Genomic DNA, 25,003 nt, shown 5'->3' with positions numbered 1-25,003 from the left:
TTGTCTTGAGCATGATCCCATCGGAAAACCGCTGCACACTTTCCCGGATCATGCTCTAGCGCGTTGCGTCCGCCAGCCAGCCGAACACCGAGAAAACCAAGGGCTTTCGCTCCAGATTGTAGGTTTCGGTGTCACGCGCGGCGCGGACGATCTTTTCCCATACCTCAGCTAGGCGCGCAAGGCGCGGCAGATTCTGGTTGGCATTGGCCTCGTCGGCGTGCAGGCGTTCCGCGATCCAGCGATCGATGCCATCGATGAAGGCGGCAAGCGCAACGCGGTCACTGGTGCCGAGCGATTCGCCGAGCGTGTGCAATTCGCGCGGATCGACCTGCGGCAGTCGCGCCAGCAGCGCGGCCGTGCGCTGCTGGAGCTTCAGGGCGTCACCGCCGAGCAGCGTCAGCGCCCGCGCGACGCTGCCCTCGGACGCCTCCGCCGCCTCGCGCAACGCCGGATCATTCGGGTCGAGATCGGCAGCTGTTGCGGCTGCAGCAATCACGTCGTCGGTTGCGAGCGCGCGCAGGCGCAGCTTGCGGCAGCGCGACTGGATTGTGGCGAGCACACGCGCCGGCGCGTGGCTCACCAGCAGGAACAGCGATTGCTGCGGCGGCTCCTCGAGAATTTTCAGCAGCGCGTTGGCGGCATTCGGATTGAGCTCGTCGACGGTGTCGACGATGCAGACACGCCAGCCTTCGGCCGCTGCGGTCGAGCCGAAGAATCCGATCGTCTCGCGCGTCTCGTCCACGGTGATCACGGTGCGCATCACGCCGCGATCATTGGCGGTGCGCTCCAGCGTCAGCAGGCCACCATGCGAGCTTGCCGCAACCTGCCGCGCCACGGCGTCGTCAGGATTGATGGCGATGTCTTCGGCGCGTTGCACGGAGGGCGCCAGCGGCTGGCCGTGAGCGAGCACGAAGCGCGCCATCCGATATGCCAGCGTCGCCTTGCCGATGCCTTGCGGCCCGCCAATCAGCCAGGCATGCGGGATGCGCCCGCTGCGATAGGCGGCGAGCAGCGCGGCCTCGGCCTCGCGATGGCCGAACAGAACGCTCGTCTCGCGCGGATGAGACATGGCAGTTTCGCGCTCGGTCTGACGCGGGCTCATATGGACACCACCGATGCCGGCGTCGGAAGCAGGCGATCGCGCAGCGCGGTCCAGACGCGCCCGGCAACCGTGTCGGGGTCAGAATTGGCGTCGATCAGCACGCAGCGCGCAGGATCGTCCGCTGCGATCTTGCGATAGGCCTCGCGCAGGCCCTGATGGAAACCGAGCTTCTCGGCCTCGAACCTGTCTGGCGTGCCGCTGCCGCGGCGAGCGGCCGCGCGCTGCAAGCCGATCTCGACCGGCAGGTCCAGAATGATGGTGAGGTCCGGTTTGAGATCGCCGATCGTGACCCGCTGCATCGCGTTGATCAGCGCCGCCGGCACCTGGCCGAGGCTGCCCTGATAGGCCCGCGTCGAATCGGCGAAGCGGTCGCAGAGCACCCAGGTGCCCTGGTTGAGCGCAGGCTGGATCACGGTGCGGACATGGTCGTCGCGGGCCGCCGCGAACAGCAGCGTCTCGGCCTCGGGTCCGAGCAGCTTGCCCATGCCTGACAGCACCAGATGCCGCATGATCTCGGCGCCCGGCGAGCCGCCCGGCTCGCGCGTGACAAGGATGCGCATCCTGGCCGCCTTGAGACGGTCGGCGAGCTTCTTGATCTGGGTCGACTTGCCCGTGCCCTCGCCGCCTTCAAAGGTGACGAAACGCCCGCGTCCGGACGGCCACTTGACCGCGCTTTCAGTCATGATCAGAGCTTCTCGGCGCCCGCACGGAACATGCCGATCACGAGCTCGCTGGCGCCGTCGATTGCACGCCGTACGGTCGAGCCGGTGCCGATCGCGTCAGCGGCATAGACCGGCGTCTCCACCGCGATGTTGCCGCTGCGCCAGACCCTGACCAGCCCGACCTTCTGCCCCGCCTCGACCGGCGCGCGCACGGGACCGCTATAGACGACGCGCGCAATCAGCTTGTCGGTGCCGTTCTTGTGCACCATCACCTTCACGGGCGTCTTGGCGACCAGTTTCACCGAGCGGCTCTCGCCGCCGAACACCTTGGCGTAGCCGACGGGCTGATCGGCCGCGATCAGGGTGCGGGTCTCGAAATTGCGAAAACCCCATTCCAGCATCTTCTTGGCTTCGGTGGCGCGATCTTCGGGGTCTTCCAGCCCGTTGACGACGACGATCAGCCGCGTGCCGTTCTGCACCGCCGAGCCGACCATGCCGTAGCCACCTTCCTTGGTGTAACCGGTCTTCAGACCGTCGGCGCCTTCCATGGAATTGAGCAGCGGATTGCGGTTGGGCTGGCGGATCTTGTTCCAGGTGTATTCCTTCTCGCCGAACAGTTTGTAGAATTCGGGGAAGTCGAGAATGATGTGCCGGGCGAGGACGCCGAGCTCGCGCACCGTCATCTTGTTGGCGGGGTCCGGCAGGCCGTTGGAATTGCCGAAGGTCGATTTCGTCAGGCCAAGCTCACGGGCGCGCTTGGTCATGAAGTCGGCGGCGAAAATCCGTTCGTTGCCCGCCATGGCTTCGGCCAGCGCAATGCAGGCGTCGTTGCCGCTCTGGATGATCGCCCCGTGCAGGAGATCGTCGACCGTGACCTTGCTATTGATCGCGGCGAACATGGTCGAGCCGCCGGAGGGTGCGCCGCCCCTGCGCCAGGCGTTCTCGCTAATCCGGTATTCGTCGGTCAGCTTGATGTCGCCCTTCTTGATGGCGTTGAAGACGACCTCCGCGGTCATCAGCTTCATCATGCTGGAGGGCGCGCGCAGTTCGTCGGCGTTCTTCTCGAACAGCACGCTGCCGCTGGAGGCCTCGATCAGGATCGCAGTCGGGGCGTCGCCGTCGAAGCCGGAATCATCTGTTTTCTTGGCGCCCTGGACGCTCTGGTTGGCCGCGTAGAGCGCCCCGCCCCAGCCGATGGTCGCGACCACCGCCGTCGCGATCAACCCACGCGCCAGCGCTCCGGCGGTGAACCGGGTGCGCCCAAACGAGGAAAGACGAAATTCCATGGCCAAGCCCTGAGAGCGGCGTTCTAACAGTTGGGACCGGTGCGAACAACACGGGGTGGCCGCTTGTCCCGAGATTGCACGATTCTCGTCCCGCCCCTATCGTGGCACCTCAGATTTTCTGACCAAACCCCTGAAACAAGGCGGAAAAGCGATGTCCTCCACCCGCGTGATCAAGGCCAACGGCATCGATCTGTTCATCCGTGAAGCCGGTCAGGGTCCGCTGGTGGTGCTGTGCCACGGCTGGCCGGAACTCTCCTATTCCTGGCGCCACCAGATCCCGGCGCTGGCGCAGGCCGGATTTCGCGTCGTCGCTCCCGACATGCGCGGCTATGGCCAGAGCTCAGCGCCGCCGGACGCGACGGCCTATTCGATCTTCGACACGGTCGGCGATATCGTCGGCCTCGTGCAGGCGCTTGGCGAGACCAAGGCCATGGTGGTCGGCCACGACTGGGGGGCACCGGTGGCCTGGCACGCGGCGCTGTTCCGGCCCGACATCTTCACGGCGGTCGCCGGCCTGAGCGTGCCGCCGCCGTTCCGCGGCCGCGGCAAGCCGCTTGACCTCCTGCGCCAGGGCGGCATCACCAATTTCTATTGGCAGTATTTCGAGGCGCCCGGCGTTGCCGAAGCCGAGTTCGAGCGTGACGTCGCGCGCACCATGCGCATCGTGCTCGGCGGGCGCGGCCTTGCCGATCCCTCCGCAGCCATGTTCGTGCAGGAGGGCAAGGGATTCCTCGGCCACGGCAACCCGGAGGAGCCTCTGCCGGCGTGGCTCAGCGAGACTGACCTTGCCTATTTCACCGAAACCTTCCGCAAGTCCGGTTTTCGTGGCGGGTTGAACTGGTATCGCAACCTCGACCGCAATTGGGAGCTGACGGCGCCCTGGCAGGATGCGCAGATCCACCAGCCCTCGCTCTTCATCGCCGGTTCGAAAGACGCCGTCATCACCGGCCTGATCGGAGCCAAGCGCGTCAACGAGCTCGAGCGCGTGCTGCCCAATCTGAAGCGAAAGCTGATCATCGAGGGCGCCGGCCATTGGGTCCAGCAGGAGCGGCCCGACGAGGTGAATGCGGCGCTGGTGGGGTTCTTGAAGGAAAGCGCGGCCTAGTAGAGGCCGCGGCCGCTCAGGATGCCGCGGGCCTCGGCAGCGCCGTCGGAGGCGTAGGCGCCGGACGGAGCGCTCTCGGTCGCGTAGCGGCCGTCCCCGTCATAGGACACGGCGCGCGCGTTCTGGAGCGCCCGGCCCCGGTTGCGGCTCGAGGCCGACATTTCCGAGGTCGCATTGAGTGAAGCCATGTCGGCGGAGGTGTTGCCGAGATTGTAGGGCCGTCCCTCCGGCGTCGGAACTTCGCCGCGCATGGCACCGCGGTTCGACGATGGCAGCTCCGGCACGAACGGCCTCGCCGAGGCGACACGGATCATCGAGGGCGACGGCGCCGGGGTTCCGGTGCGCAAGGTCGCCATCAGCTGGCGGTCGTCGGAGCCTTCCAGCGGCGCCCGGCCGACATATTCGACGCGGACCTTGGCGATGCCATTGCCTTTGAATTCAAGCAGTTCGGCGGCCTTGTTCGAGACGTCGATGAGCCGGTTGCCGTGATAGGGCCCGCGGTCATTGACGCGGACGATCAGCGACTTGCCGTTCGAGACGTTGGTCACCCGCGCATAGGACGGCATCGGCAGGGTCGGATGCGCCGCGGTCAGCGACCCCATGTCGAACACTTCGCCATTGGCGGTCAGGCGGCCGTGGAAATCGTCGCCGTACCAGGACGCCATTCCCTCGGCGCGGTAGTTGACGTCCTCTTCGGGCACATAGGTCCGGCCACCCACCACATAGGGCTTGCCGACGCGGTAGGCGCCGCCGCCCTTCGGGACAGGATCACCCAAAGCCACGACCCGGGGGCTCGAGGACACGCCGTATTTCGGATCGACCCGGCTGGCGAATTTGTTGGAGGATGCGCAATTGGCGAGCGCAAGGCAGGTCGCGACCGCCGCAACAGCGCGCGCGGCCCGCAAAACCGAATCTGACCGTCGGATCCCCATTCGCCCCAAATACCACTTTGCCGGAGGCGTACCTAACCCGCTTTGACTACGGGCAGCGCTGTCCGGTCCTTTGCTCCGAGGCGGCCCACCACCGCGTCGGAAGTGGTAACGATAACGCAACCCGAACACGGCGGAAATGGGGAGCCCACAGCGATCCCGCCGGGATGGTAAACGGGGCGTTTGCTTTCGCCCCGTTGAACTACGGGGCGCGGGCGCCCTGCTCTGTGCCCGGCATGGACATTCTGTTGCGCCAAATCCTCACTCCACCCCCATTGTCGCGCCGCTCACTGGAATTCTTTTGACTGTGCAAGGCCGCCCGCGTTTTCTCGCGTGCAGGGCGGAATGGAATGAGACGATGATCGAGACGGTTTCGGCACTGATGGGTTTGGTAAGCGCGGGGATCTTCCTGGCCCATGCGTTTGAAGGTTACCGCACGAGGGCCTGAGGCACTCGCGCGGACGGCAAGCATCACCCTTTCAAGACGGCGCGTTCGGACATTTTTAGTCGATCCGATCGAGCATCGCAGACGAGAGCGGCAGGTGTCCCATGCGCAACCATGACCTCGTATCCGATGGCTTCCTGGCATTGACCGCCGGCGGTTTGGTCTTGCTGTGCTCCAGCCTCGTGGCATTGGCCTTCGCCTGAGCACCCAGCACGAAAAATACGCTTACCGCAGTCCAAGCAGCGAACGCCGATAGAGGCTGTCGCGGGCTTCGCTCAAGCAGACGAAGCTGCCGGTAAAACCCTGGCCGTACCGCTTCTGGCTTTTGCCGTAGTAGACACCTTTGCTGAAATCGAGCCAGACGACCCGGTCGTGCGGGCAATGACGCTGCGCCTGCGCCTCGTAGCGAAATGGCGTCAGCGGTGTGGCCGATACCTCAGCGCCGCCGCAGCCGACCAGGATTGCAGCAGCGAGCGCGATCGCGCCGGGCCATTTGCCGAAGCTGCTGCTAGATACTCCGCAAGATAGTCCGCAAGCCACCACCCGCCTCCCGATCCTGGCCGTCGACGGCCGCCTTGCTTTTACTTGTCCGCTTCGAGTTGCTGCAACGCCTGGTGCAAGCATTCCTGAAGCTTGGCTGCGACCTGTTCGCGCGATACGCCCCTGGCGGCAAGATCGGCCGAGACTTTGCCCACGACGTCGTCCATCGACTGGTTCTCCAGATGGTCCGTCACCAACGCCGTCGCGTAGCTGGCCGCGGCATCGCCGCTGAGGCCGAGCTGAGTGGCGGCCCAGAGCCCGAGCAGCTTGTTGGACCGGGCCGTGGCCTTGAACATGAGTTCCTCGTCGTGGACGAATTGGGCCTCGAAGCCCTGCTCGCGCTTGTCGAACGTGGTCATGGTCAGCTCCATTTCGGTTTTCGCTGATCGGGGTCGGACTGGCTGGAAGCGAACGTCTCCGTGGTTCAAATCTGGATCGTTGGAAGCTTCCGGCGGAAGCCAAACGCCGTCAAGCCCGCTGGGCGTGCCCAGACCGGGGGTGTGCAGGTCACCCACCAGCTCTACGCCAGCCAACCCGGCTAGGCAGAGATGTTTACCATTGATTAAGCAGACTCAGCGCCCCATGGCCCGGAGACATCGAGAGCTGACGCATGAACAAAGAACTGCGGGAGTTTCGACGGCTTGAACGGGTCTGCCTTGAGCAGGCAGCCCTCTCCACCATGGACCTGGCGCGAAGCGGGTTGCTCAAGGTCGCCGACGATTGTCGCGTCGCAGCCGAAGCGATCGAGGCGCAATCGCCTCGCAGATCTTTCGCAACCGCCGTTCAGGCGCTCAAGCAGGCGTTGAGCGTGACGCGCGTCCCTCACCGGCACTGAGGCCGGCGCTCGCGGGCAAAGACATTTTCGACGGGGCGACCGCGTGCGCTCAGCCCTTGGCTTCCGTCTGTTCACGTGCCAACCGTTCGGCCCTCAGCCGCTCCTTGTTGGCATAAAACGCCTTCTGCGCCGCTTCATGATCGCGCATGGCTTTTTCGGCTTCGATACGGCGTGTCGCATCGCGCGCCTGCCGCTGTTCGGGGGTCAAGGGCTTGCGCCGGTAGGAAATGTCTTCCGTCATGGCCAGATAACGCAGGGGTCGGGAAAGGGTTCCCCTTGGTCCCGCCGGGCGGCAGCGTGGGCCGACTGCATAAATGTGCGAAAACAACCCCATGCACAGTAGCCAAGTCCTTCTGCAGAAAGAACTTTTTTATCGCGCTTAAGACGCGTTTGACCCGCCGGCGATCTCGATGTCTGCAATAACGGGCAAATGGTCTGAGTAAGCCCGCGCCCCTTGGTCGGTCCAAACCTTCCCGATCGGGCTGTCGGAGGTCGCATAGATCCGGTCAAGCCGCAGCAGGGGCAAATGCGACGGGAAAGTTCGCAGCCGCGTACGGTTCGGGCAGGCCTGCGCGAGCACGCGCCGCACCGATTTGATCCAGAACCAATCGTTGAAATCCCCGAGGACGACGGTCCTTCCGGGCTTCATCAGGCTCACCAGCGCGTGAGCCTGCGCATGGCGCTCGTGGATGCTCAAGCCGAGATGCGTGGCCACCACGCGGACATCGCCGACCGGCGTCAGCAGTCCCGCCGCGATCGCCCGGCGCGGCTCGCGCTCACGATACGACACGTCGACGATCTCGGGCGGGCCGGAGAATGGGAAGCGGCTCAGGAGCGTCTGGCCGTATTCGCCATCCGCCGTGACGATCGACTTGGCGTGAACACGGTGATCGCCGACGACACTCGCCAGCTTCGCAAACGGATCGTCAGATCGCGATCGCGAATCCACCTCCTGAAGCGCGACGACATCGGGAGCCCATTTGCGAATGATGGAACAGATCCCCTCGAGATCGAATTTCGGATTGAGATTGAAGGTGCCATGCACATTCCACGTCATGAAGCGCATCAGCGCCTCCCGGCGAGCCACGTCGCGACGAATTGCGCGCCTGCGCAGATCGCGAGCCAGCCCAGGAACGCCAGTGCGAGCAGCAATATGTTGGTCCAGGACGCATTCCTGGCGAGATCAGCGATCTGAGCCCCCAAAACTGCCATGGCGAGAATGCCGGGCGTCATTCCGAGCAGCGTTCCGACCAGGAAGTCACGCAGAGGCAGCGTGCTGGCGCCAGCCACGACATTCACCACCGAGAACGGTGCGATCGGAATCATCCGGATGACGACGACGGCCAGAATGCCCTTGCCGACAACACGCTCCTGGATGCGCGCGGTACGTCGTCCGAGCAAACGCTGGAGGCGCTCGCGGCCGAGTGCCCGCCCGATCGCAAACAGGACAAAGGCGCTGAGCACGACGCCCGTCATGGCGGTGACGAAGCCGAGCCATGGTCCGAGTGCGGCTGCAGTTGCCGCGATGAGCACGAGAACCGGAAACACGACCAACCCGCCGACGACGAAAGCCGCTATCGCGAATGGCGGCCCCCAGACGGACTGCGAATAGGCAGACAGAAGCGTCGACATCCGACCCGCGTCGGCGAAATCGCTCAACGACGTGTACGACCAGGCCATCGCCAGTCCAAAAAGCGCCACGGCTATCGAGACGATCCCGATGATTGTCTTCGTGCTCCACATGCGCGATGCCGCGCGCTCCAGATGTAGAGGCCGCTCGGGGTCCGCCACGGGCTGAACCATCGTCGCCAGAGCGCTGGTCAGCACCGAAGATTCCACGTCCCGCAGCGCCTTCGTCGCACTTTCTCTTGAGACGTCGTCCAGGAGCGCAAAAAGACGATCGTCGTTTTGCGCGACGGTCTGTTCATCGAGACCGCAGAAATGGGCGATCAGGCGACGGCGGACCGAGCCGATGAAATTCCGATGCTCGTCTGAGGCGGCTTCAAAGATCAGGTCACATTCGCTGTCGGCGCCCATCGATCGATTGTTTAGATTGGCCGAACCGATCCTCAAGATCCGATCGTCGACGATCATGAGCTTGCTGTGCACCATCACGGCCGCTTCCGTATCCCCGTTCCCCGACACCGGGTAGACGAAGCGGATGCGATCGGCGACGCCGGCCGAACTGAAGCAGTCGATGAAGGCGCCGCGGCCGTTCTGCATGGCCTGGGATTCCAGCCACGAGGAATGCAGTTTCGGAGTGACGACCAGAATCCGAAGCGAAGGCACGCGCTGCATCTGCTCCACCAATTCGCGCGCGATCTTGGTGGCGCTGGTGAACTGGTTCTCGATGTACACGAAGTTCGTCGCGGACCGGATCGCTGCGATCAACGAGCGTTCGACCTCCCGGAGCGTCGAACCTGTCGGACAAACCACCTCGGTCCTGGCAATGCCCACCGGCATATGCTCAGCCTCGACCGGAACATTCGCCGGCCAGCGCAAGCTTTTCAGCGGGCGCCGGTCGTCAATCTGTTGGCCTGCCGCGCGCCAGCGTTCCTCCGCGAGGTCGAACAGCCACGCCGCCGCATCCCCGTCGACCAGGCATTGAACATCATGAAACGGCAGGTATGGCTTGCCCTGGGGATCACAGCGCGACGCGTGATCGGCGCGATGGTCACTCGTGTCCCAGCGCCTGATCGTCAGATCGAGCCCGCCGACGAACGCCAGCGAACCGTCGACACAGACGATCTTCTGGTGTTGGGCCGACCCAAATGGAAGTGTGGAATCAAGATAAAACCGGACGCGGCCATCGGTCTCGGCGGTGAATTTCGCCGCGGAATTCCATTCCCTCTCGGAAGCGTAGAACGAGACAAAGTCCCAGATGAGAATGTTGATGCGCAAGGTGGGACGTCGCTGGACCAGCGCGCGCAGGAACGGGCCGAGCTGTTCCGGCAAGCCGTCGTCCGCTCGCCCGGACTCGCCGACCAGCATGGTCTCACTATGGATATCCCAACCGACGATATAAACGAGGTCCTGCGCCTGCAGCAGGGCCTCCCGCAGGGCCGCGAAATAAGCGGCAGCATCGTTGAGAACCGCCACACGCCGCGCCTCGCACCGCCGCCAGACGGTGTCGCCGGGGATCAGGGTCGATGAGCTCTGAAGCAGGGAGGCCTCGCAATTTGCGTTCGCGTTGAAACGCGCTGAACGCGGAAGGGGTTCCCCAACCAGAACCAGGCTGACCGTTCGGCGTGTGCGGATTCCGGCGCCACAGTCTCCCCTCGCCGCTACTTGGTTCGGACAGTCTTTGCACCTGCGCCTTTCAAGGCGTCCGCAATCTTCTCGGGCGCATCGCCGTGAAAGTCCACGGAGACCTCGATTGGACCTTCCAGCTTCTGGTGCCCCTCCGGCGCAGGCGCGGCCTTGGCGTCAGGACCGGCGGTGCGTGTCCCCGACGTGTTCGCGCCACCGGCGGCCTGGACGAAGACGTCGCTTCGCGGCACGCCGCATTCCTGCACGACATGCTCAACCGCAAGCTCGGCGCCGCGGCGCGTGTCGAATTCTCCGATGATCGTACTTTCCAAGGGCGCCCTCCGTGGCTGGACCAGAGTGCGAACAACAGGCCAGCGAGGGCCAGGTTCCTGAACGCGCGGGCGTCCCTGGCGGCGTTTTGGGACGCGCGAACAAGAACCAATCCAAGAACCAATCCAAGAACCAATCCAAGAACCAATCATTGCGCGGGACGTTGAGTCCGCGATGTCAGACGCTTTTGATTATTTCCGAGCGCATGCGGTCCGAGCCCTTTGCAAGGCCCGGGCGATGCCGCGCGGACGAATGAAACATCTCCAAACCGTCGTGGCCCGGATCTACCACCTGCTGACCAAAGAGGCTGCCTACGGGCCGAACCTGCAGCATATGGACGACTTCCGCGCAGCCCAGAAGCTCGAGAAGTCCATCGACTGAACTGCAATGATGGTGAGGCTGCACGCCCTCCCCCGACGCGTTCAGCTCCCTTTAGGAGCGGTCCTTGACTGCGACCCGCCAAGGGACTTGCCAAGCCCGGGATTGATGGCGAGCGACGCACCGGCGGCGCCGCCGGCTTCATAGGCTGTCATCGATACCATCCGGCTGGTGCTGCGCTGGGTCCGCATCTTCAGGTCGAGCTTGTCGAACTCCGCATCGACCACCGAGGTCTTGAGAACCACCAGCCCGCGGCCGGTGCTTTCGTTGACCTGATCGCGACCGGCCTTGATCGCTACCAGCTTGTCCGCGATTGAGGCCACCATCCCGAGCGCGAAGGAGGCATTGGCGAGATGCCGCTGCTGGTGCCGGAACCTGCTGTAGTCGAGCGAAGTCTTGAAGCGTCCAAGTTCGGCGCGCACAGCGCCGTCGATCAATTCAGCCAGATAATGCGCGACCTCGATATCGGCGCCGAGGCCAAAGAACACATAACTGTTCTCGCCGGCCGCGTTCTTCTCGCGCCAGACCCGACAATCGCAGAAAAGAGCGATCGCGCCGATGCAGTCGTCCAGCGGAATTCGCTTCTTGCGATGGGTCTCGTAGACCCTCCGCTCGCACGGCGACGCGCGCAGTTCGACATCGGAGAGCGACAGATCATGGCGATCGAGCAGCTCGGCGACCTTGGCGGCCGCAGACAGCGCCTCGTCCTCAGTGCAGCCATTGGCAATGGTCTTGGAACGCAACGCCTGAATGCGGAGCTTCAGCTTGTCGAGCGCGGGCGGAGTGGAGGTCTGGTTCACTGATTACCTGATTGGGAAAGTCCGACCCATGGACGGCCGCCGGGTAGACTGGCGGAAACATCATCCGTAATCTGCGCTGAAGCCGTTCGACATTTTTCACCGCTCACCAGCACTACTGACCATTTGGCGTGAAAACTTAGCTTTAAGCCAAAATCACGGATGCCTTCGTAGTTGGAAGTTGATCCCACGTTCGCCCGTCCAACACCCGGCCGGTTTGCTTCTTTTGCACTCCACCCCACTGCTTAAAGTGAAAGGCAACGCCCGCATCTACGCATTGATCCCGAATCGATCGTACCCAATCAGGGTCCATCGGGCGCGCGGCAGGACCGCTTTCGCCGCCCGCAATAGCCCAGTCGATGCCCTCAAGATCCAAGTTCTCAAGTGGGCCAAGCAACGGTTCGAGGCTCAAGAACTTGATGAATGCCGGTGTCGAACGCAGATGGTCAATTCGATCGGTATATTCGTCGTTTTCGACGCTTACGCCCATCCAGACGTTATTCGGCCAGGGCAGCTGGTTCGCAATGCTAGCGAGCCGTCCTGCTCGTTTGGTCAAAATTTGAAATGTGTGGTGTCGAGCACGTTGCATCACATCAAAAACCTTGCCGATGAATTCCAGCGGCACGTTCTCGTGGAACAAGTCCGACATTGAATTGACGAAGATAACTTTGGGTGTCTTCCACTTCAGCGGTATGTTCAAGGCAGCTTCGTCTAGAACGATCTTGCCGTTCCATTTGGCGCGTCCACCTGATACGCGCGTTGTGCCCGCGTACTTTGGTTGCCCCATGGCCTCCAATCGCCTAGCAAGTCGCATCGCATAGCAATTGGTGCAACCCGGCGACAGGATTGTGCACCCTGCCACCGGATTCCACGTTGCTTCTGTCCATTCGATTGGTGAGTTGGTGGCCATTGCGACATCCCTAGTTGAACGTAACCTTTACGCGGTCCGCGAAGGTGACGGAGCCCGCCCGTTTGGGTCGCTGCGCTGCTGGTGGATCAGCCGTGATCACTCCTGACGCTTCAAGTTGTCTAAGAGCCTCTTTGTAGTTCTTGTCCGTGTACGGGGTATCAACGGAATGATCTTCGTAAATCTGGCGCATCGTTAGCGTCTCGCCTGCAAACACCTTGGGCAAATCCGCTAGTAGCTTGTCGAACGGTTGCAATAGCGAGAACAACAGAGGAGTGGAAGCGTCTGCCGGGGAGTATGTGAATGAAGCAACGCCCTGATCATCAGTCGAGCTTTCGCTTGCCATGATCCCTTTCATGATCTCGTAGCCTTTAAAGTGCTTCGATACGAAGATCAAACTATGCGAGGTTCGCGCACCACGCTTGAAACGAAACGGCAGCACGAATTTTCCACCCATGCCTTTGATAGCCTGTGATAGCTCTTCAAGGATTAGCGTCTCACGCTCGTCAGGCGATTTTCCTTCGATCTTCTTGCGCAGATCATCTGCACGTTCGACACCGAACAGAGCGTCCATGTGTTTCTTGACCAAGTCGTTCGAAAGACCAGCATTGATGCGTCCATAGTTGAAGAAAAAGACGCAATCGCATCCCCAATCTTTAATGACGCCATTTACGATTTTGAGCGACAGCCCCTTATAGCCAAACGGATCAACGAACGTGAAGGAAGGTACCAATCGAGTTTCGGAAAGTTCCTTTTCGGCGTCGGCACCAATCTCGCCACAATTCACGGTCGGCTTGTATTTGAGCTTCTCTATGCCGGGCAGCGCGTCGATTTCTCCTTGCAACGTCGCTGTATGGTTTCCATCCGCGTCGTTGAAGATAGTCACCAACATGTCGCACATGTTCTTATCTTCGATAGCGTGCTCCAACACGAGGAGCGGCGTTGACGCAGCGCCGTCCTTATAGCGTCCGGGTCCAGCATAAAGATCGATGTAGGCAATCTTGCCTCCATGCAGTTTTGCACTCGGTATGATCACGTTGGCCCAGGCGTAAAAGTATTTCTGAATAATCCTCGCTTTAGTTTCCGATTGATCCGATCTTTCGTCAAAAAATTTTGCACCTGCCAATGGAGTCGTTCCTTGCACAACCTCGGGTGGATTCGTTGCCAGCATGCACGTTACTCCGCAGATTCGACACGCACCATATTGTTCTCTATTTGTTCCGTCCAGGTAATTAGCCCTTGGCTCCCCCAAGCGCAAGCTACGGTATTGGTTAGTAGCTTTTGGTGAGCCAAAACCGCCAAAGTCTGATTTTATTTGAGTTTTTGGCTTGACTGGCGGAAGGGGTGGGATTCGAACCCACGGTACCCTTGCGGGCACGCCGGTTTTCAAGACCGGTGCCTTAAACCACTCGGCCACCCTTCCAAACCCGGAATTGCTGTCGCTTAACGTAGTCGGCGGGGCGTGGCAACGCGAAGTTGGTGCCCTGCCCCAAACACCCAACCTGTCAGGCGGCGTCAGTCTGTTCCCTTAGTATGCGCTTCTCAGCAATCCCGGACACTGGCGGCATCTCCCAAGACGTCTCTGGTTGAGGTCCGGTTTGGAGTCGCCTCCCTTTCCGGACCTGGTTTGCCGGCTGCAAAGAAAAACGGCGCCCTCTGAGGAGCGCCGTTGAATTCTTCGTCTCCGCGTTGGCTCAGTACCCGCAGGACGCGCAGCCCATCTGCACTGGCGCGTAATAAGAATAACCCGGCTGGACCATCTCGACGCGCTGGCGCGTGGCGTATTGGGGCGGGATGCGCTCGTACTGGACGCTCGGCGGCGCCACCATCACAGTCTGCGGCACCATCACGGTGCGGTACTGCGCCGGCGCGCGGTGCGCCACGACGGCGCCGGGCGACACCATCACGGTCTCGTCGACGGTGCGGTATTGCGGCTGCACGTATTGCTGCTGGTAACAGGTCGTGCACGGCGGGGGTGTGTAGCAATTGTAACAGCCGGCGGAAGCCGCGCCGGTCATGGAAATCGCAGCGACGACGGTCGAGAAAACGACAGCGAGAGTGCGAGACATTAGTGTGGTGCCCCAATTGCCCGAAATGGATTTGCGAAGGTCGCATCAGTATACGCGGCAAAACCTTGCGTTGCCGAAGTTCGTCGGGGCATCCTTAATGCAAACGGCCGGCTTTCGCCGGCCGTTCAGAACTTGTTGACCATGCGTGCTGCTTGCGGTCACGCTCGCACGAGACGCTCCTACTTCGGACGACGCTTCACCTCGCGCACCGCGCCGCGCGCGGCGCTGGTGGTGAGCGCGGCGTAGGCCTGAAGCGCGGTCGAGACGTTGCGCTTGCGGCCGATCGCCTGCCAGGCGGCATCGCCCTTCGCCTCTTCCGCGGCGCGGCGGCTGGCGAGCTCCTCGTCGGAGACCTCCAGCGTGATGCTGCGGTTCGGGATGTCGATGGCGATGCGATCGCCGGTCCTGACCAGACCGATGTTGCCGCCTTCGGCCGCTTCCGGCGACAGATGGCCGATCGACAGGCCCGACGAGCCGCCCGAGAAGCGTCCGTCGGTGACGAGCGCGCAGGCTTTGCCGAGCCCCATCGATTTCAGATAGCTGGTCGGATACAGCATCTCCTGCATGCCGGGGCCGCCGCGCGGGCCTTCATAGATGATGACCACGACTTCGCCGGCAACGACCTTGCCGCCCAGAATGCCTTCCACCGCCGCATCCTGGCTCTCGAACACGCGGGCGGGGCCGGAGAATTTCAGGATCGAGGCGTCGACGCCGGCGGTCTTCACGATGCAGCCGTCCTGCGCGAGGTTGCCGTAGAGCACCGCAAGACCGCCGTCCTTGCTGAAGGCGTGCTCGAGGTTGCGGACGACGCCCTTCTCGCGGTCGGTATCGAGCTCGTCGTAGCGACGCTCCTGGCTGAAGGCGATTTGGGTCGGGATGCCGCCTGGCGAAGCCCGGAAGAAGGTGCGGACGGACTCGCTCTTCGAGCGCTTGATGTCCCAGCGCTCCAGCGCATCGCTCATGGTCGGCGCGTGCACGGTCGAGACCGAGGTGTCGATCAGACCGGCGCGGTCGAGCTCGCCCAGGATGCCCATGATGCCGCCGGCACGATGCACGTCCTCGACATGCACGTCGGCGACCGACGGTGCGACCTTGCACAGCACGGGCACGCGCCGCGAGAGACGGTCGATGTCCTGCATGGTGAACGCGACCTCGCCTTCATGGGCCGCGGCGAGCAGATGCAGCACCGTGTTGGTCGAGCCGCCCATCGCGATGTCGAGCGTCATCGCGTTCTCGAACGCCTTGAAGTTCGCGACATTGCGCGGCAGCACCGAGGCGTCGTCCTGCTCGTAGTGGCGGCGCACGATGTCGACGATGGTGTGGCCGGCCTCGACGAACAGGCGCTTGCGATCGGCATGGGTCGCGACCACCGTGCCGTTGCCGGGGAGCGCAAGGCCGAGGGCTTCCGTGAGGCAGTTCATCGAATTGGCGGTGAACATGCCCGAGCACGAGCCGCAGGTCGGGCATGCCGAGCGCTCGATCACCTTGACGTCCTCGTCGCTGACCTTGGAGTCGGCGGCTGCGACCATGGCATCGATCAGGTCGACCGCCTTGGTCTTGCCCTGCAGCGTCACCTTGCCGGCCTCCATCGGTCCGCCCGAGACGAACACCGCGGGGATGTTGAGCCGCAGCGCCGCCATCAGCATGCCGGGCGTGATCTTGTCGCAATTGGAGATGCAGACCATGCCGTCGGCGCAATGGGCGTTGACCATGTACTCGACGCTGTCGGCGATCAGTTCGCGCGACGGCAGGCTGTAGAGCATGCCGTCATGGCCCATCGCGATGCCGTCGTCGACCGCGATGGTGTTGAACTCTTTCGCCACGCCGCCGGCCTGCTCGATCTCGCGGGCGACGAGCTGGCCGAGGTCCTTGAGATGGACGTGGCCGGGCACGAACTGGGTGAAGGAATTGACCACCGCGATGATCGGCTTGCCGAAATCGCCGTCCTTCATGCCGGTCGCGCGCCAGAGGCCGCGGGCGCCCGCCATGTTGCGGCCGTGGGTGGTGGTGCGGGAGCGATAGGCTGGCACGGCGGTTTCCGTCCTCGGGTTTGGCTGGCCGGGCGGGGCAAATTTTCGAAGCCGCCTCAGGCCTTTCCGGCCGGATAGCGCACGGGGGGAACGCGCGCAACGGGAACTTGGGCCGGACAGGGCTCCCCTGCTCCCGGCGCGGGCTCTCTCACCTGCCCCGGACGCAGCGCAGCGTCTCTTCGACGGTGCGCTGCAGAGCCGGGGCCCATCTGGCAGCGCGTGCTATGGCTTCCTGGGTCCCGGCTCGCGCCTCGCGCGTCCGGGACACGAGAGCTGAAGTCCTATTGCAGCTCGGGATCGAGCCGGTCTCGCAGCCAATCGCCGATCACCGAGACCGCCAGCGTGGTCACCACGATGGTGGTGGCCGGCGCCAGCATGATCCAGGGTGCCCGGGTCAGGTACTCGCGGCCGTAGCCGACCATGTTGCCGAGGCTGGTCATCGGCGGCTGCACGCCGAGGCCGAGAAACGACAGGCCCGACTCCATCAGGATCACCTCGGGAAAGACCAGCGTGGTCGACACGATCAGGGTCGAGGCGATGTTGGGCAGGATATGCCGGAGGTAAATCCGCGCCGGCGTCGCGCCGAGCTGCCGGACCGCCGCCGCATAGCCTTGGGCATTGGCGGAAATGGCAAGGCCGCGCGCGATCCGGGCGTAGCGCTCCCAGCCGAAAAATCCCATCAAGCCGATCAGGAGCGGCAGCGAATTGCCGAAGAAGGCCAGCACCGCGAGCGCCATGATCAGGAAGGGCATGCTGGCCTGGAAGTCGGACAACATCAGCACCAGCTGCTCGACGGGCCCGCGGAAATGCGCGGCGAGGAAACCAAGCGTGGTGCCGACGATGGCCGAGATCGCCGTGGCGCCAAACGCGATCAGGAGCGAGATGCGGATCGAGACGAGCAGCCGCGACAGCACGTCGCGGCCGAGCTCGTCGGTACCGAGCCAGTGCGCGACATTGCCGGGGCTAGCGAGACGATTGCGCAGGTCGAGCTGGGTATAGCCGTAGGGGGCGATCTTCTCGGCGTAGGCCGCGATCACCAGCATCGCTACGATCCAGCCGATCGCGATGGCGACCGAGACCGGGATCGCCGGGAGGCTGATGCGGCGGCGGGCCGACGTGTCCTTCAGCGTGGCGTCGGTCATGCATGCGCTCCCTTCATGCGTGCGCCCCCTTGGCGCGCAGCCGCGGGTCGAGGAAGCCGTAGAGGAAGTCGACGATCAGGTTCGAGGTGACCATGGTCATCGCCACCAGCAACAGGATGCACTGCACGACGGCGAGGTCGCGGTTGGCGACGGCGACGACGAGCAGGCGCCCTACTCCCGGCCACGAAAACACGCTCTCGACCACGACCGCGCCCGCGATCAGCGTGCCCACCATGAAGCCCAGTATGGTGACGGTCGGGATCGCCGCGTTCGGCAGCGCATGCGACGTCACGACTTTTCGCCACGGCACGCCCTTCGCCGAGGCGGTGCGGATATAGGGCTGGCCCAGCACCTCCAGCATGGCGCTGCGGGTGAATCGCGTCAGCACCGCGGCGCCGCCAAGGCTGAGTGTCACGATCGGCAGGACGGCGTGACGCCAGCTGTCCTGCCCGCCCGAGGGCAGCCAGCCGAGCTGCACGGCAAAAACCAGCACGAGCAGCAGCGCCAGCACGAAGCTCGGCACGGTGAAGCCGGCGACCGCCGTCATCATCACCGCGCGGTCGATTCCCGAGCCACGGTGCAGCGGCGCGTAGATTCCGGCGGGAATGCCGAGCGCGACCTTGAATGCGAAGGCCGGCAGCGTCAGCGCCAGGGTTGCCGGAATCCGCTCCAGCACAAGCTCGATCGCAGGCCGGCCGTCACGCATGGAACGGCCGAGCTCGCCTTTGGCGATCGCGCCAAAATAGTCGAGATACTGAAACCAGATGGGATCATCGAGCCCCCACGCCTTGCGGAAGGCGGCGAGGACTTCCGGCGGCGCTTCCGGTCCCAAAATCATCAAAGCGGGATCGCCCGAGAGACGCAGCACCACGAAGGCGAAGGTGACGACGAGCACGATCGTCAACGCTGCGCGTCCGATCCGAATGGCGAAATAGCGTCCCATCAGGCCGCGTCCCGCGTCTCGACTTGCGGCCCGGTCACGAGATGACAGGCGACCTGCCTGTTGCCGCCGACGTTGGACAGCGCTGGTACCTCGCTTGCACAACGCGTGATCGTGCGCGGGCAGCGCGGATGGAAGGCGCAGCCTTGAGGACGGGCCGCCGGGTTCGGCGGATCGCCTGCCAGCACAATGCGGCCTGCGCTGCGGCGGCCCGGCGCGGGCGATGCCGAGACCAGTGCTTGCGTGTACGGGTGCTCCGGCCGCGCGAATAGATCATCGGCGCTGCCGATCTCGACGATGCGGCCGAGATACATCACGGCCACCACATTGCTGATCTGCCGGACGACCCGCAAATCGTGGCTGATGAAGAGCAAGGTCAGCGCAAGCTGCGCCTGGAGATCGGCGAGCAGATTCACCACCTGCGCCTGGATCGAGACGTCGAGCGCGCTGACCGGCTCGTCACAGACCAGGAAATCCGGCTTTGTCGCCAGCGCCCGCGCCAGCACGATGCGCTGGCGCTGTCCGCCGGAGAGCGCACCCGGATAGCGCGCACCATGTGCGGGTGTCAGTTCGACCGCGCGCAGCAATTCGCGGACCCGCTCCTCGCGCTCGAGGGGCGTCCCGAGACCGTGAATGTCCAGAGGCTCACGGATTTGGGCGGCGACCGGCAACCGCCGGTCCAGCGCCCCCAGCGGATCCTGGAAGATCATCTGCATGTGCGCGCGTTGCGCACGCCATGCGGTCGTTCCGGGCGTTGCCATCGGCTTGTCGTCGAACCGCACCTCGCCGTGATCCGGCGGCTCGAGGCCGAGCACGATGCGGCCGGTGGTCGACTTTCCCGAGCCGGACTCGCCGACGAGGCCCAGCGTCTCGCCCCTGGGAATCGTCAGCGACACGCCATCGACTGCATGAATGGCGGCACTTCGGCCGAACATCCCGGAGCGCATGCTATAACTGCGCGAAATCGAGGACACTTCGACGAGCGGACGGCTCATTCGGCGGCGATCCCGAGCAGTGCGCGACGCGAAGCCTCGGCGCGGATGCAGGCCACGGCGCGATCCTCCGCGATCGGCGCGAGGCTTGGAGCCACAATGCCGCACGGCGCTTCTGCCAGCGCACAACGCGGCGCGAAGGCACAGCCATCAGGCATGCTCGCGGGATCGGGCACCGTTCCGGGAATGGCGGTCAGGCGGCGCCTCGGTCCGTCGAGCGGCGGCAGCGCACCGATCAGGCCCTGCGCATAGGGATGGACGGGATCGGCGAAGAGCTGGTTCGCCGGCGCCTCCTCGACAATGCGGCCCGCATACATCACGGCCACGCGGTCGCAGTTTTCCGCGACCACGCCGAGATCGTGGCTGATCAGGACCATCGCCATGCCCATCTCGCGGCGGATAGTCGAGAGCAGTTCTAAAATCTGCGCCTGAATCGTGGCGTCGAGCGCCGTAGTCGGCTCATCCGCGATCAGCAGGTCTGGATTTCCGGCGAGCGCCATCGCGATCATGATGCGCTGGACCTGGCCGCCGGAAAATTCGTGCGGATAGGCTTCGAGCCTGCGCGTCGCGTCGGGAATGCCGACCAGATCGAGCAGCCGCCGCGCTTCCGCTTTCACCGCGCCACCCGAGATATCGCGATGCAGCGCCAAGGACTCGCAGAGCTGCTTGCGGATGGTCAGCACGGGATTGAGTGCGCTCGCGGGATCCTGGAAGATCATGGCGACGCGCCCGCCCCTGATACGGTCGAGCTCGGCGGGGGGCGCACCGAGGATCTCGCGACTGTCGAGACGAACGGAGCCCGAGACGCGGGCATTCCGCGGCAACAGGCCGAGGGCCGCAAGCCACGTCACCGACTTGCCCGATCCGGACTCGCCGACGAGGCCAAGCGCCTCGCCCTTGTGCAAGGCGAGATCGACACCGCGCAGGACTGGCACGCCGTGGAAGGCGACGCTGAGGTCCTTGATGCTGATCAGCGGCGCCACCGATCAGGCCTCGAAATTGCCGGCGCGGAAATCCATCGCGAAGGCGGGCGACGCCTTCCACTTGATCGACTTCGGCTTGGCCGTGAAGGTCGCGTTCTGGTGCAGCACCGTATAGGCCGGGTCTTCGCGCTCGGCGATCTCCAGCATGCGGCGGAACGCCTTCTTGCGGGCGGCACGATCGATCGAGGTTTCCAGGAACTCCGAGAGCGTGTTCAGCTCGGCATTTGTCCACTCGCCGATCTGCTGCTGCTGGCCGTTGGGGCCGTGCTGGGCAACCAGCGACGATACGGGATCGTTGAAGGCGGCCGAGTTCGACCAGTCGCGGACCGCGCGCGTCGGCGCACGTTCCATGATCTGCGACCAGTTCTCCTTGGTTTCGATCTGGACGTTGAGACCGACCGACTTCCACATCTCGACCAGCACTTGCGCGGTCGCGACCTGGTTGGTGTAGTAATTGTTGAGCAGGCGATACGGAATAGGGTCGCCCTTGTAGTTGGCCTGCTTCAGCAGCTCCTGCGCCAGCTTGGGATCGTAGGCCGGCACGTTCCAATCGGCATTGAACATGTCGCCGTAGAACTCCCACTGCAGGCCCTTCGGGACGCGGGTGCGACCGGCCCACAGGCTGTCGACGATCGCCTGGCGGTCGATCGCATGGGTGAAGGCGCGCCTTACAAGCGGATTGGCGAGCTGGGCGTGGTTCTTGTCGAATACGGTCAGACGATGATTGAGGATGGTGCCGCCCTGCACTTCGAAGGTCGCGTTCTTCTCGATGCCCGCGATCTGGTCCGGCGGGATGTCGCAGGCGAACTGGTACTCGCCCGACAGCAGCCCGTTGATGCGGCTCGCGACCTCCGGGACCTCGAGGAAGCGAATGCGCTTGAGCGGTGGACGGCCGCCCCAATATTCGTCGTGGGCTTCCAGCGTCAGCGACACGTCGGGCTTGAGTTCGACAACCTTGTAGGGCCCGGTGGTAACAGGCTTGCGCGCCCAGTCGAGATAGCTCGCGGATTCAGCCCAGGCGCGGCGGTTCGCGATATCTGAGCCGTAGCGCGACAGCCGACCCTCGATCGTGACGTCGGGCGTCGCGTTGTAGAAGCGCACGGTGTATTTATCGACGGCATCGACACGGACGAGATCCGGCCAGATCCGGCGTGCAACCGCCGGAACGTCCGGCGGCAGTTCCTTGCCCGGCCGCGGCGTCGGAATTTTCTCAAAGGCCTGGATGGTGCTGCGGCTCTTGGCCTCGGTCTCACCGAACATGCGCTCGCGGCTGAACGTGAAGACGACGTCCTCCGCCGTCAGCTCGTCGCCATTGTGGAATTTGACGCCCTGGCGCAGCTTCACCTCGACAGTCTGGTCGTCGATACGGCGCCACTCGGTGGCAAGCCCCGGCACGGCCTCAAGGCTGCCGCGCCAGTTCTTGGAGATCAGTCCTTCCCAGATCGAGGAGAAGAACACCCGCTCGCCGACATTGGACTGCTCGCGCAGCACGTCGAGCACGTTCGAATTCGTCACCTTCTGCACCGCGATGGTGACCGAGGGACGGTTGTCGGCCTGCCCGATCGCAAAGCGCGGCAGCAGCAGCGTGCCTGCGGCAATGCTGCCGGACTTCAGGATGGTACGGCGCGTGAGCTTGCTCATGATGATAACCCCTGCCGGTTTTTTTGTCGGCTATTCGGCGAGACCGAGCGCGGCCAGATGGGCTGCGCCAGCGCGGACGTCGTCGTGGTTGCGAAGTTCGAGGATCAGTCGGGGGTTTGAGGTCAGCCGGCCCAGCGCGCGGAACACGGCGATCCACGGGATGTTGCCCTCGCCCGGCGCCCAATGCCGGTCAGCAAAGCCGTCGGTATCCTGGAGATGCACATGCGCCAGCATGTCGCCGGCGGTCTCGACATAGTAGTCGACCGGCGGCGCGCCGGTGGAGATGTGCGCGTAGTTGGCGTGGCCGGTGTCGAGGGAGACGCGCACCTTGCTGCTTTCGAGCGCCTTGGCGAGACGCACGCGATCGCGCGGATCCTTGTCCTCGATGTTCTCGATGACGATCTCGCAGCCGATGGTTTCGGCGCGCACGATCACCTCGGCGAGTGTCGCCTTGACGCGTTCGACGAGATTGCCGCGATTATCTGGATAGAGGTCGAGGTTGTTGTGGTCCCAGGTCGTGAATGGCGAATGGATCACCATCTGCGTCGCGCCGAGAAACTCGGCGGCTTCGAGGCCCTGAAGCAGGCGTTTCGTCACGACTTGGCGGATCATCGGGTCGTGGCTACCGATCGCGAAGCCCCAGAACGGTCCGTGGATGCCGAGCCGGCCGGTGTGACCTGAGAGCATCTGCTTGATTTCGCTAGCAGCACTTCGCCAGTCGCCGTCGAGCAAGTCCGCGCGAAAAAAATCCTGAATTTCGAGATCGCGCTGCCGTTCGAGAAGCCAGTCGCGATGCGCAGGGATCGATTTGATGGACAATGCGGCGCCCAGTACCGGCTTCGACATGGCTTGCTCCTCGGCCGTCAACAATGACGGGAGCAGCGCTAGACCAGTTCAATGACAGGCCGGTGAAATGCAGGTTCCGCAGCGCTGAGGAGATGTGGACATCCCCGCGATCGCGTGCATCGAATTCAGGCAGCGGCGAGTGCAGACGCATGCATCTGCGCTCGGATCAAGCGCGATGAAATCCGTAGTGATCCGGAATGGAATCCTATTCTGATGTCGCGTACATCGCGGGACATCGATCGGCGGCCTTCCAAGGGCATCACCCTCTGATCGCGCAACATGGGGTTGGGGGACCACATGGGGCGGGGGGATCAAAGGCTGGGGCAAGGTTACGAGGTCCGGACTCCTAGGCACTCCGGACCTCGGGACTTTCTAGATTGAACGTGATTTCGCGCCGCCGGCTTGATCAGCCGTGCGGCGCGAAGTCGTTTTGGCGTCGTTATGCCGACACGGGCGCTAGCGCGTCTGGGGCTCGATCGTCACCGTGCAGTCGCCCTGCCCTTGCGTCGCGACCACGATGTTGCCCGCGGGAGCGCCGAGGGCGATCGGCGCGGACGAGCCGCCGCCGGGCATCTGGACAGTCACGCTCAGGGAATCGGTTCGCGCGGTCGAGCCTACGGTCGAGGGCTCTGCCTGGGCCACATTGCCCGAGGCGTCACGCCGCATGATCTGGCAGTTCACATTGCTGCCCCCGGCCGCGCTCCCTCCTGCCGCAGCCATGCCCGATGAGGTGCCGCCGCTCATTTGCGCACGTGCTCGCGACGGATCGCGGGGCACCTGGCTCACGATGCGATGCGTCCGCGGCTCCACAATGACGACGTCATCGCCGGTCGCAAAATATTCGTAGTCGCGATATTCGGGCTCGATCGAGACGATCTCGGGCGGAAGCCTGTGAAGGCGCACGCGCGAGGGAATGGTCTCGCCGACCCGGATCGAAATGTTCAGATTGCGCTCCGGCTCCGCCAGGCGTGCACGGCTCACCGTTTCAGAAATCCGCACCTGCTTCTCGGAGGTCACCTGCGCCTGCTGATTGGCTTGCGTGTTGGTCTGCGTGGTCTGGTTGGCTTGGTTGGTCTGCGTGCCCGAACTGGCAGGTGCGCTCTGCGCATTGTTGGTCGGGGCCGTCCGGTTCGTGTCGGTCGCGGTGGCCGGCCGGTTGTTCTGCTGCGCCGGCGGCTGCTGCTCGGCCGCGTTGCGCGGCGGCTGGGTCTGGTTGCGCTCGTTCTGGTTGGCTGCGGCACCCGTGCGCTCGTTCTGCTGGCTAGACGTGCCTGACTTGGACCTCTCGGACTCCGCCGTTGATTTCTGCGGCGCGGATTTGTCCTGCTTCGTCTCAGCACTGCTCTTGCTGTCGCGTCCCGGCTTCGGGCTCTCCGCCTCACGGTTGCGATCGCGGGAGGGCTCGCGGGATTCTTGCGCCTGATCCTTCGATTTCGGCTGGTTGCGCTCGGCAGAACTGGCCGGCGGGCGCTTATCGTCACTCGCGTCCTGCTTGGCCGCGCCGCCCTTCTCCTCGCGGCCCGCGCTCTGCAATCGTTCTTGGGCGCCCTGCGCCCGCTCTTGAACATGCTCCTGGGCGCCGCCGCGTTGCGGTGCGGCGCCTTTCGCCGGCTCCTCGGTCCGTTTCGGCTCGTCCCTTCGCTCACCGGGCGCCTGGGCGTAGGCGAAGCCGGAAGCAAGCATCAGTCCGATAGCTGCGGTCGATAACATCAAGTGCTTGCGCATGGTCCCTCTCCTCGGAAATTCGCAACAACAGACGCGAACGTTCTGTGGGTGCGAAGGTTCCTGATCAGGA

General features: G+C 63.9%; 25 protein-coding genes and 1 tRNA gene. 3 read left to right on the top strand and 23 right to left on the bottom strand.

Annotated elements, in window-relative coordinates; genetic code table 11:
• Positions 1 to 55: 55 nt before the first annotated feature.
• The 3 genes from ABIB91_RS06785 to ABIB91_RS06775 are packed head-to-tail and all read right to left on the bottom strand — an operon-like array spanning position 56 to position 3,050.
• A complete protein-coding gene (locus tag ABIB91_RS06785) occupies positions 56 to 1,102 on the bottom strand; it encodes a DNA polymerase III subunit delta' (RefSeq protein ID WP_354160741.1) in 1,047 nt (348 codons plus the stop codon).
• A complete protein-coding gene (tmk, locus tag ABIB91_RS06780) occupies positions 1,099 to 1,785 on the bottom strand; it encodes a dTMP kinase (RefSeq protein ID WP_354160743.1) in 687 nt (228 codons plus the stop codon). The genes ABIB91_RS06785 and tmk overlap by 4 nt, the downstream gene beginning before the upstream one ends.
• Positions 1,786 to 1,787: 2 nt before the next feature.
• Entirely contained in the window at positions 1,788 to 3,050 is a 1,263-nt protein-coding gene (locus tag ABIB91_RS06775) for a D-alanyl-D-alanine carboxypeptidase family protein (RefSeq protein WP_354160745.1), read from the bottom strand.
• Positions 3,051 to 3,201: 151 nt separating this feature from the next.
• Between ABIB91_RS06775 and ABIB91_RS06770 the strand changes: the two genes are divergently transcribed.
• A complete protein-coding gene (locus ABIB91_RS06770; protein WP_354160747.1) occupies positions 3,202 to 4,155 on the top strand; it encodes an alpha/beta fold hydrolase in 954 nt (317 codons plus the stop codon).
• On the opposite strand, the gene ABIB91_RS06765 is transcribed toward ABIB91_RS06770, so the two are convergent.
• The 3 genes from ABIB91_RS06765 to ABIB91_RS06755 form a co-directional block, all read right to left on the bottom strand.
• Positions 4,152 to 5,087: a septal ring lytic transglycosylase RlpA family protein gene (locus tag ABIB91_RS06765; RefSeq protein ID WP_354160749.1), complete on the bottom strand. Its 936-nt coding sequence runs from the start codon at positions 5,085 to 5,087 to the stop codon at positions 4,152 to 4,154. The genes ABIB91_RS06770 and ABIB91_RS06765 overlap by 4 nt on opposite strands.
• Before the next feature lie 667 nt (positions 5,088 to 5,754).
• Positions 5,755 to 6,069: a hypothetical protein gene (locus tag ABIB91_RS06760; RefSeq protein ID WP_219684317.1), complete on the bottom strand. Its 315-nt coding sequence runs from the start codon at positions 6,067 to 6,069 to the stop codon at positions 5,755 to 5,757.
• 41 nt (positions 6,070 to 6,110) lie between these two features.
• On the bottom strand, positions 6,111 to 6,428 hold the full coding sequence (locus tag ABIB91_RS06755) for a DUF1476 domain-containing protein (RefSeq protein ID WP_354160751.1): 318 nt from the start codon (positions 6,426 to 6,428) through the stop codon (positions 6,111 to 6,113).
• 251 nt (positions 6,429 to 6,679) lie between these two features.
• Between ABIB91_RS06755 and ABIB91_RS06750 the strand changes: the two genes are divergently transcribed.
• A complete protein-coding gene (locus ABIB91_RS06750) occupies positions 6,680 to 6,904 on the top strand; it encodes a hypothetical protein (protein WP_007591061.1) in 225 nt (74 codons plus the stop codon).
• Between the two features lie 49 nt (positions 6,905 to 6,953).
• Here ABIB91_RS06750 and ABIB91_RS06745 read toward each other — a convergent pair whose 3' ends face one another.
• The 4 genes from ABIB91_RS06745 to ABIB91_RS06730 form a co-directional block, all read right to left on the bottom strand.
• On the bottom strand, positions 6,954 to 7,145 hold the full coding sequence (locus ABIB91_RS06745; RefSeq protein ID WP_007591059.1) for a hypothetical protein: 192 nt from the start codon (positions 7,143 to 7,145) through the stop codon (positions 6,954 to 6,956).
• A gap of 138 nt (positions 7,146 to 7,283) precedes the next feature.
• Positions 7,284 to 7,970 (bottom strand): endonuclease/exonuclease/phosphatase family protein, encoded by a 687-nt coding sequence (locus ABIB91_RS06740; RefSeq protein WP_354160754.1) that lies wholly within the window; start codon positions 7,968 to 7,970, stop codon positions 7,284 to 7,286.
• Positions 7,970 to 10,003, bottom strand: a complete 2,034-nt coding sequence (locus ABIB91_RS06735; RefSeq protein ID WP_354160756.1) for a VTT domain-containing protein — start codon at positions 10,001 to 10,003, stop codon at positions 7,970 to 7,972. Before ABIB91_RS06735 ends, ABIB91_RS06740 begins: the two co-directional genes overlap by 1 nt.
• A 185-nt stretch (positions 10,004 to 10,188) precedes the next feature.
• Complete coding sequence (locus ABIB91_RS06730) at positions 10,189 to 10,485, bottom strand: hypothetical protein (protein WP_354160758.1); 297 nt, start codon at positions 10,483 to 10,485, stop codon at positions 10,189 to 10,191.
• 172 nt (positions 10,486 to 10,657) lie between these two features.
• On the opposite strand from ABIB91_RS06730, the gene ABIB91_RS06725 reads away from it, so the two are divergent.
• On the top strand, positions 10,658 to 10,864 hold the full coding sequence (locus ABIB91_RS06725) for a hypothetical protein (protein WP_007591053.1): 207 nt from the start codon (positions 10,658 to 10,660) through the stop codon (positions 10,862 to 10,864).
• Between the two features lie 41 nt (positions 10,865 to 10,905).
• On the opposite strand, the gene ABIB91_RS06720 is transcribed toward ABIB91_RS06725, so the two are convergent.
• The 13 genes from ABIB91_RS06720 to ABIB91_RS06660 all read right to left on the bottom strand — a co-directional run bounded on the left by ABIB91_RS06720 (position 10,906) and on the right by ABIB91_RS06660 (position 24,933).
• Positions 10,906 to 11,661 carry a DUF7168 domain-containing protein gene (locus ABIB91_RS06720; RefSeq protein WP_354160760.1) on the bottom strand — a complete coding sequence of 252 codons (756 nt, stop codon included), beginning with the start codon at positions 11,659 to 11,661 and terminating at the stop codon, positions 10,906 to 10,908.
• A 142-nt stretch (positions 11,662 to 11,803) separates the two neighbouring features.
• Positions 11,804 to 12,568, bottom strand: coding sequence for a DUF5131 family protein (locus tag ABIB91_RS06715; RefSeq protein ID WP_354160762.1), 765 nt, complete (start codon positions 12,566 to 12,568; stop codon positions 11,804 to 11,806).
• A gap of 10 nt (positions 12,569 to 12,578) precedes the next feature.
• Positions 12,579 to 13,736, bottom strand: coding sequence for a three-Cys-motif partner protein TcmP (locus ABIB91_RS06710; protein WP_354160764.1), 1,158 nt, complete (start codon positions 13,734 to 13,736; stop codon positions 12,579 to 12,581).
• 162 nt (positions 13,737 to 13,898) lie between these two features.
• A tRNA-Ser gene (locus tag ABIB91_RS06705) sits at positions 13,899 to 13,988 on the bottom strand.
• A gap of 271 nt (positions 13,989 to 14,259) precedes the next feature.
• A complete protein-coding gene (locus ABIB91_RS06700) occupies positions 14,260 to 14,583 on the bottom strand; it encodes a hypothetical protein (RefSeq protein ID WP_354160959.1) in 324 nt (107 codons plus the stop codon).
• A 230-nt stretch (positions 14,584 to 14,813) separates the two neighbouring features.
• Positions 14,814 to 16,664, bottom strand: coding sequence for a dihydroxy-acid dehydratase (gene ilvD / locus ABIB91_RS06695; protein ID WP_354160766.1), 1,851 nt, complete (start codon positions 16,662 to 16,664; stop codon positions 14,814 to 14,816).
• A 281-nt stretch (positions 16,665 to 16,945) separates the two neighbouring features.
• Positions 16,946 to 17,806, bottom strand: coding sequence for an ABC transporter permease (locus ABIB91_RS06690; protein WP_354160768.1), 861 nt, complete (start codon positions 17,804 to 17,806; stop codon positions 16,946 to 16,948).
• Between the two features lie 13 nt (positions 17,807 to 17,819).
• Complete coding sequence (locus tag ABIB91_RS06685; protein WP_354160770.1) at positions 17,820 to 18,749, bottom strand: ABC transporter permease; 930 nt, start codon at positions 18,747 to 18,749, stop codon at positions 17,820 to 17,822.
• Complete coding sequence (locus ABIB91_RS06680; protein ID WP_354160772.1) at positions 18,749 to 19,741, bottom strand: ABC transporter ATP-binding protein; 993 nt, start codon at positions 19,739 to 19,741, stop codon at positions 18,749 to 18,751. Before ABIB91_RS06680 ends, ABIB91_RS06685 begins: the two co-directional genes overlap by 1 nt.
• The gene (locus ABIB91_RS06675; protein WP_354160774.1) at positions 19,738 to 20,721 is read right to left on the bottom strand and encodes an ABC transporter ATP-binding protein; all 984 of its coding nucleotides are present in this window, start codon (positions 20,719 to 20,721) and stop codon (positions 19,738 to 19,740) included. The genes ABIB91_RS06680 and ABIB91_RS06675 overlap by 4 nt, the downstream gene beginning before the upstream one ends.
• A 3-nt stretch (positions 20,722 to 20,724) precedes the next feature.
• Positions 20,725 to 22,362 carry an ABC transporter substrate-binding protein gene (locus tag ABIB91_RS06670; protein ID WP_007590955.1) on the bottom strand — a complete coding sequence of 546 codons (1,638 nt, stop codon included), beginning with the start codon at positions 22,360 to 22,362 and terminating at the stop codon, positions 20,725 to 20,727.
• A gap of 30 nt (positions 22,363 to 22,392) precedes the next feature.
• A complete protein-coding gene (locus ABIB91_RS06665) occupies positions 22,393 to 23,208 on the bottom strand; it encodes a sugar phosphate isomerase/epimerase family protein (RefSeq protein WP_007590953.1) in 816 nt (271 codons plus the stop codon).
• Between the two features lie 456 nt (positions 23,209 to 23,664).
• Positions 23,665 to 24,933, bottom strand: coding sequence for a DUF1236 domain-containing protein (locus ABIB91_RS06660; protein WP_354160777.1), 1,269 nt, complete (start codon positions 24,931 to 24,933; stop codon positions 23,665 to 23,667).
• Positions 24,934 to 25,003: the final 70 nt, after the last annotated feature.

Origin of the sequence: Bradyrhizobium sp. JR4.3 (genome assembly GCF_040547695.1) — a bacterium.
Taxonomy (GTDB): Bacteria; Pseudomonadota; Alphaproteobacteria; order Rhizobiales; family Xanthobacteraceae; genus Bradyrhizobium; species Bradyrhizobium canariense.
This window is presented reverse-complemented; position numbering and strand designations above follow the sequence as displayed.

What these genes read in the sequence shown, in the direction of transcription:
- ABIB91_RS06660 (WP_354160777.1), bottom strand. Translation starts at nt 24,933, where the DNA reads ATGCGCAAGCACTTGATGTTATCGACCGCAGCTATCGGACTGATGCTT.
- ABIB91_RS06725 (WP_007591053.1), top strand. Translation starts at nt 10,658, where the DNA reads ATGTCAGACGCTTTTGATTATTTCCGAGCGCATGCGGTCCGAGCCCTT.
- ABIB91_RS06745 (WP_007591059.1), bottom strand. Translation starts at nt 7,145, where the DNA reads ATGACGGAAGACATTTCCTACCGGCGCAAGCCCTTGACCCCCGAACAG.
- ABIB91_RS06670 (WP_007590955.1), bottom strand. Translation starts at nt 22,362, where the DNA reads ATGAGCAAGCTCACGCGCCGTACCATCCTGAAGTCCGGCAGCATTGCC.
- ABIB91_RS06700 (WP_354160959.1), bottom strand. Translation starts at nt 14,583, where the DNA reads ATGACCGGCGCGGCTTCCGCCGGCTGTTACAATTGCTACACACCCCCG.
- ABIB91_RS06775 (WP_354160745.1), bottom strand. Translation starts at nt 3,050, where the DNA reads ATGGAATTTCGTCTTTCCTCGTTTGGGCGCACCCGGTTCACCGCCGGA.
- ABIB91_RS06710 (WP_354160764.1), bottom strand. Translation starts at nt 13,736, where the DNA reads ATGCTGGCAACGAATCCACCCGAGGTTGTGCAAGGAACGACTCCATTG.
- ABIB91_RS06750 (WP_007591061.1), top strand. Translation starts at nt 6,680, where the DNA reads ATGAACAAAGAACTGCGGGAGTTTCGACGGCTTGAACGGGTCTGCCTT.
- ABIB91_RS06770 (WP_354160747.1), top strand. Translation starts at nt 3,202, where the DNA reads ATGTCCTCCACCCGCGTGATCAAGGCCAACGGCATCGATCTGTTCATC.
- ABIB91_RS06690 (WP_354160768.1), bottom strand. Translation starts at nt 17,806, where the DNA reads ATGACCGACGCCACGCTGAAGGACACGTCGGCCCGCCGCCGCATCAGC.
- ABIB91_RS06765 (WP_354160749.1), bottom strand. Translation starts at nt 5,087, where the DNA reads ATGGGGATCCGACGGTCAGATTCGGTTTTGCGGGCCGCGCGCGCTGTT.
- ABIB91_RS06740 (WP_354160754.1), bottom strand. Translation starts at nt 7,970, where the DNA reads ATGCGCTTCATGACGTGGAATGTGCATGGCACCTTCAATCTCAATCCG.
- ABIB91_RS06665 (WP_007590953.1), bottom strand. Translation starts at nt 23,208, where the DNA reads ATGTCGAAGCCGGTACTGGGCGCCGCATTGTCCATCAAATCGATCCCT.
- ABIB91_RS06715 (WP_354160762.1), bottom strand. Translation starts at nt 12,568, where the DNA reads ATGGCCACCAACTCACCAATCGAATGGACAGAAGCAACGTGGAATCCG.
- tmk (WP_354160743.1), bottom strand. Translation starts at nt 1,785, where the DNA reads ATGACTGAAAGCGCGGTCAAGTGGCCGTCCGGACGCGGGCGTTTCGTC.
- ABIB91_RS06680 (WP_354160772.1), bottom strand. Translation starts at nt 19,741, where the DNA reads ATGAGCCGTCCGCTCGTCGAAGTGTCCTCGATTTCGCGCAGTTATAGC.
- ABIB91_RS06755 (WP_354160751.1), bottom strand. Translation starts at nt 6,428, where the DNA reads ATGACCACGTTCGACAAGCGCGAGCAGGGCTTCGAGGCCCAATTCGTC.
- ABIB91_RS06685 (WP_354160770.1), bottom strand. Translation starts at nt 18,749, where the DNA reads ATGGGACGCTATTTCGCCATTCGGATCGGACGCGCAGCGTTGACGATC.
- ABIB91_RS06785 (WP_354160741.1), bottom strand. Translation starts at nt 1,102, where the DNA reads ATGAGCCCGCGTCAGACCGAGCGCGAAACTGCCATGTCTCATCCGCGC.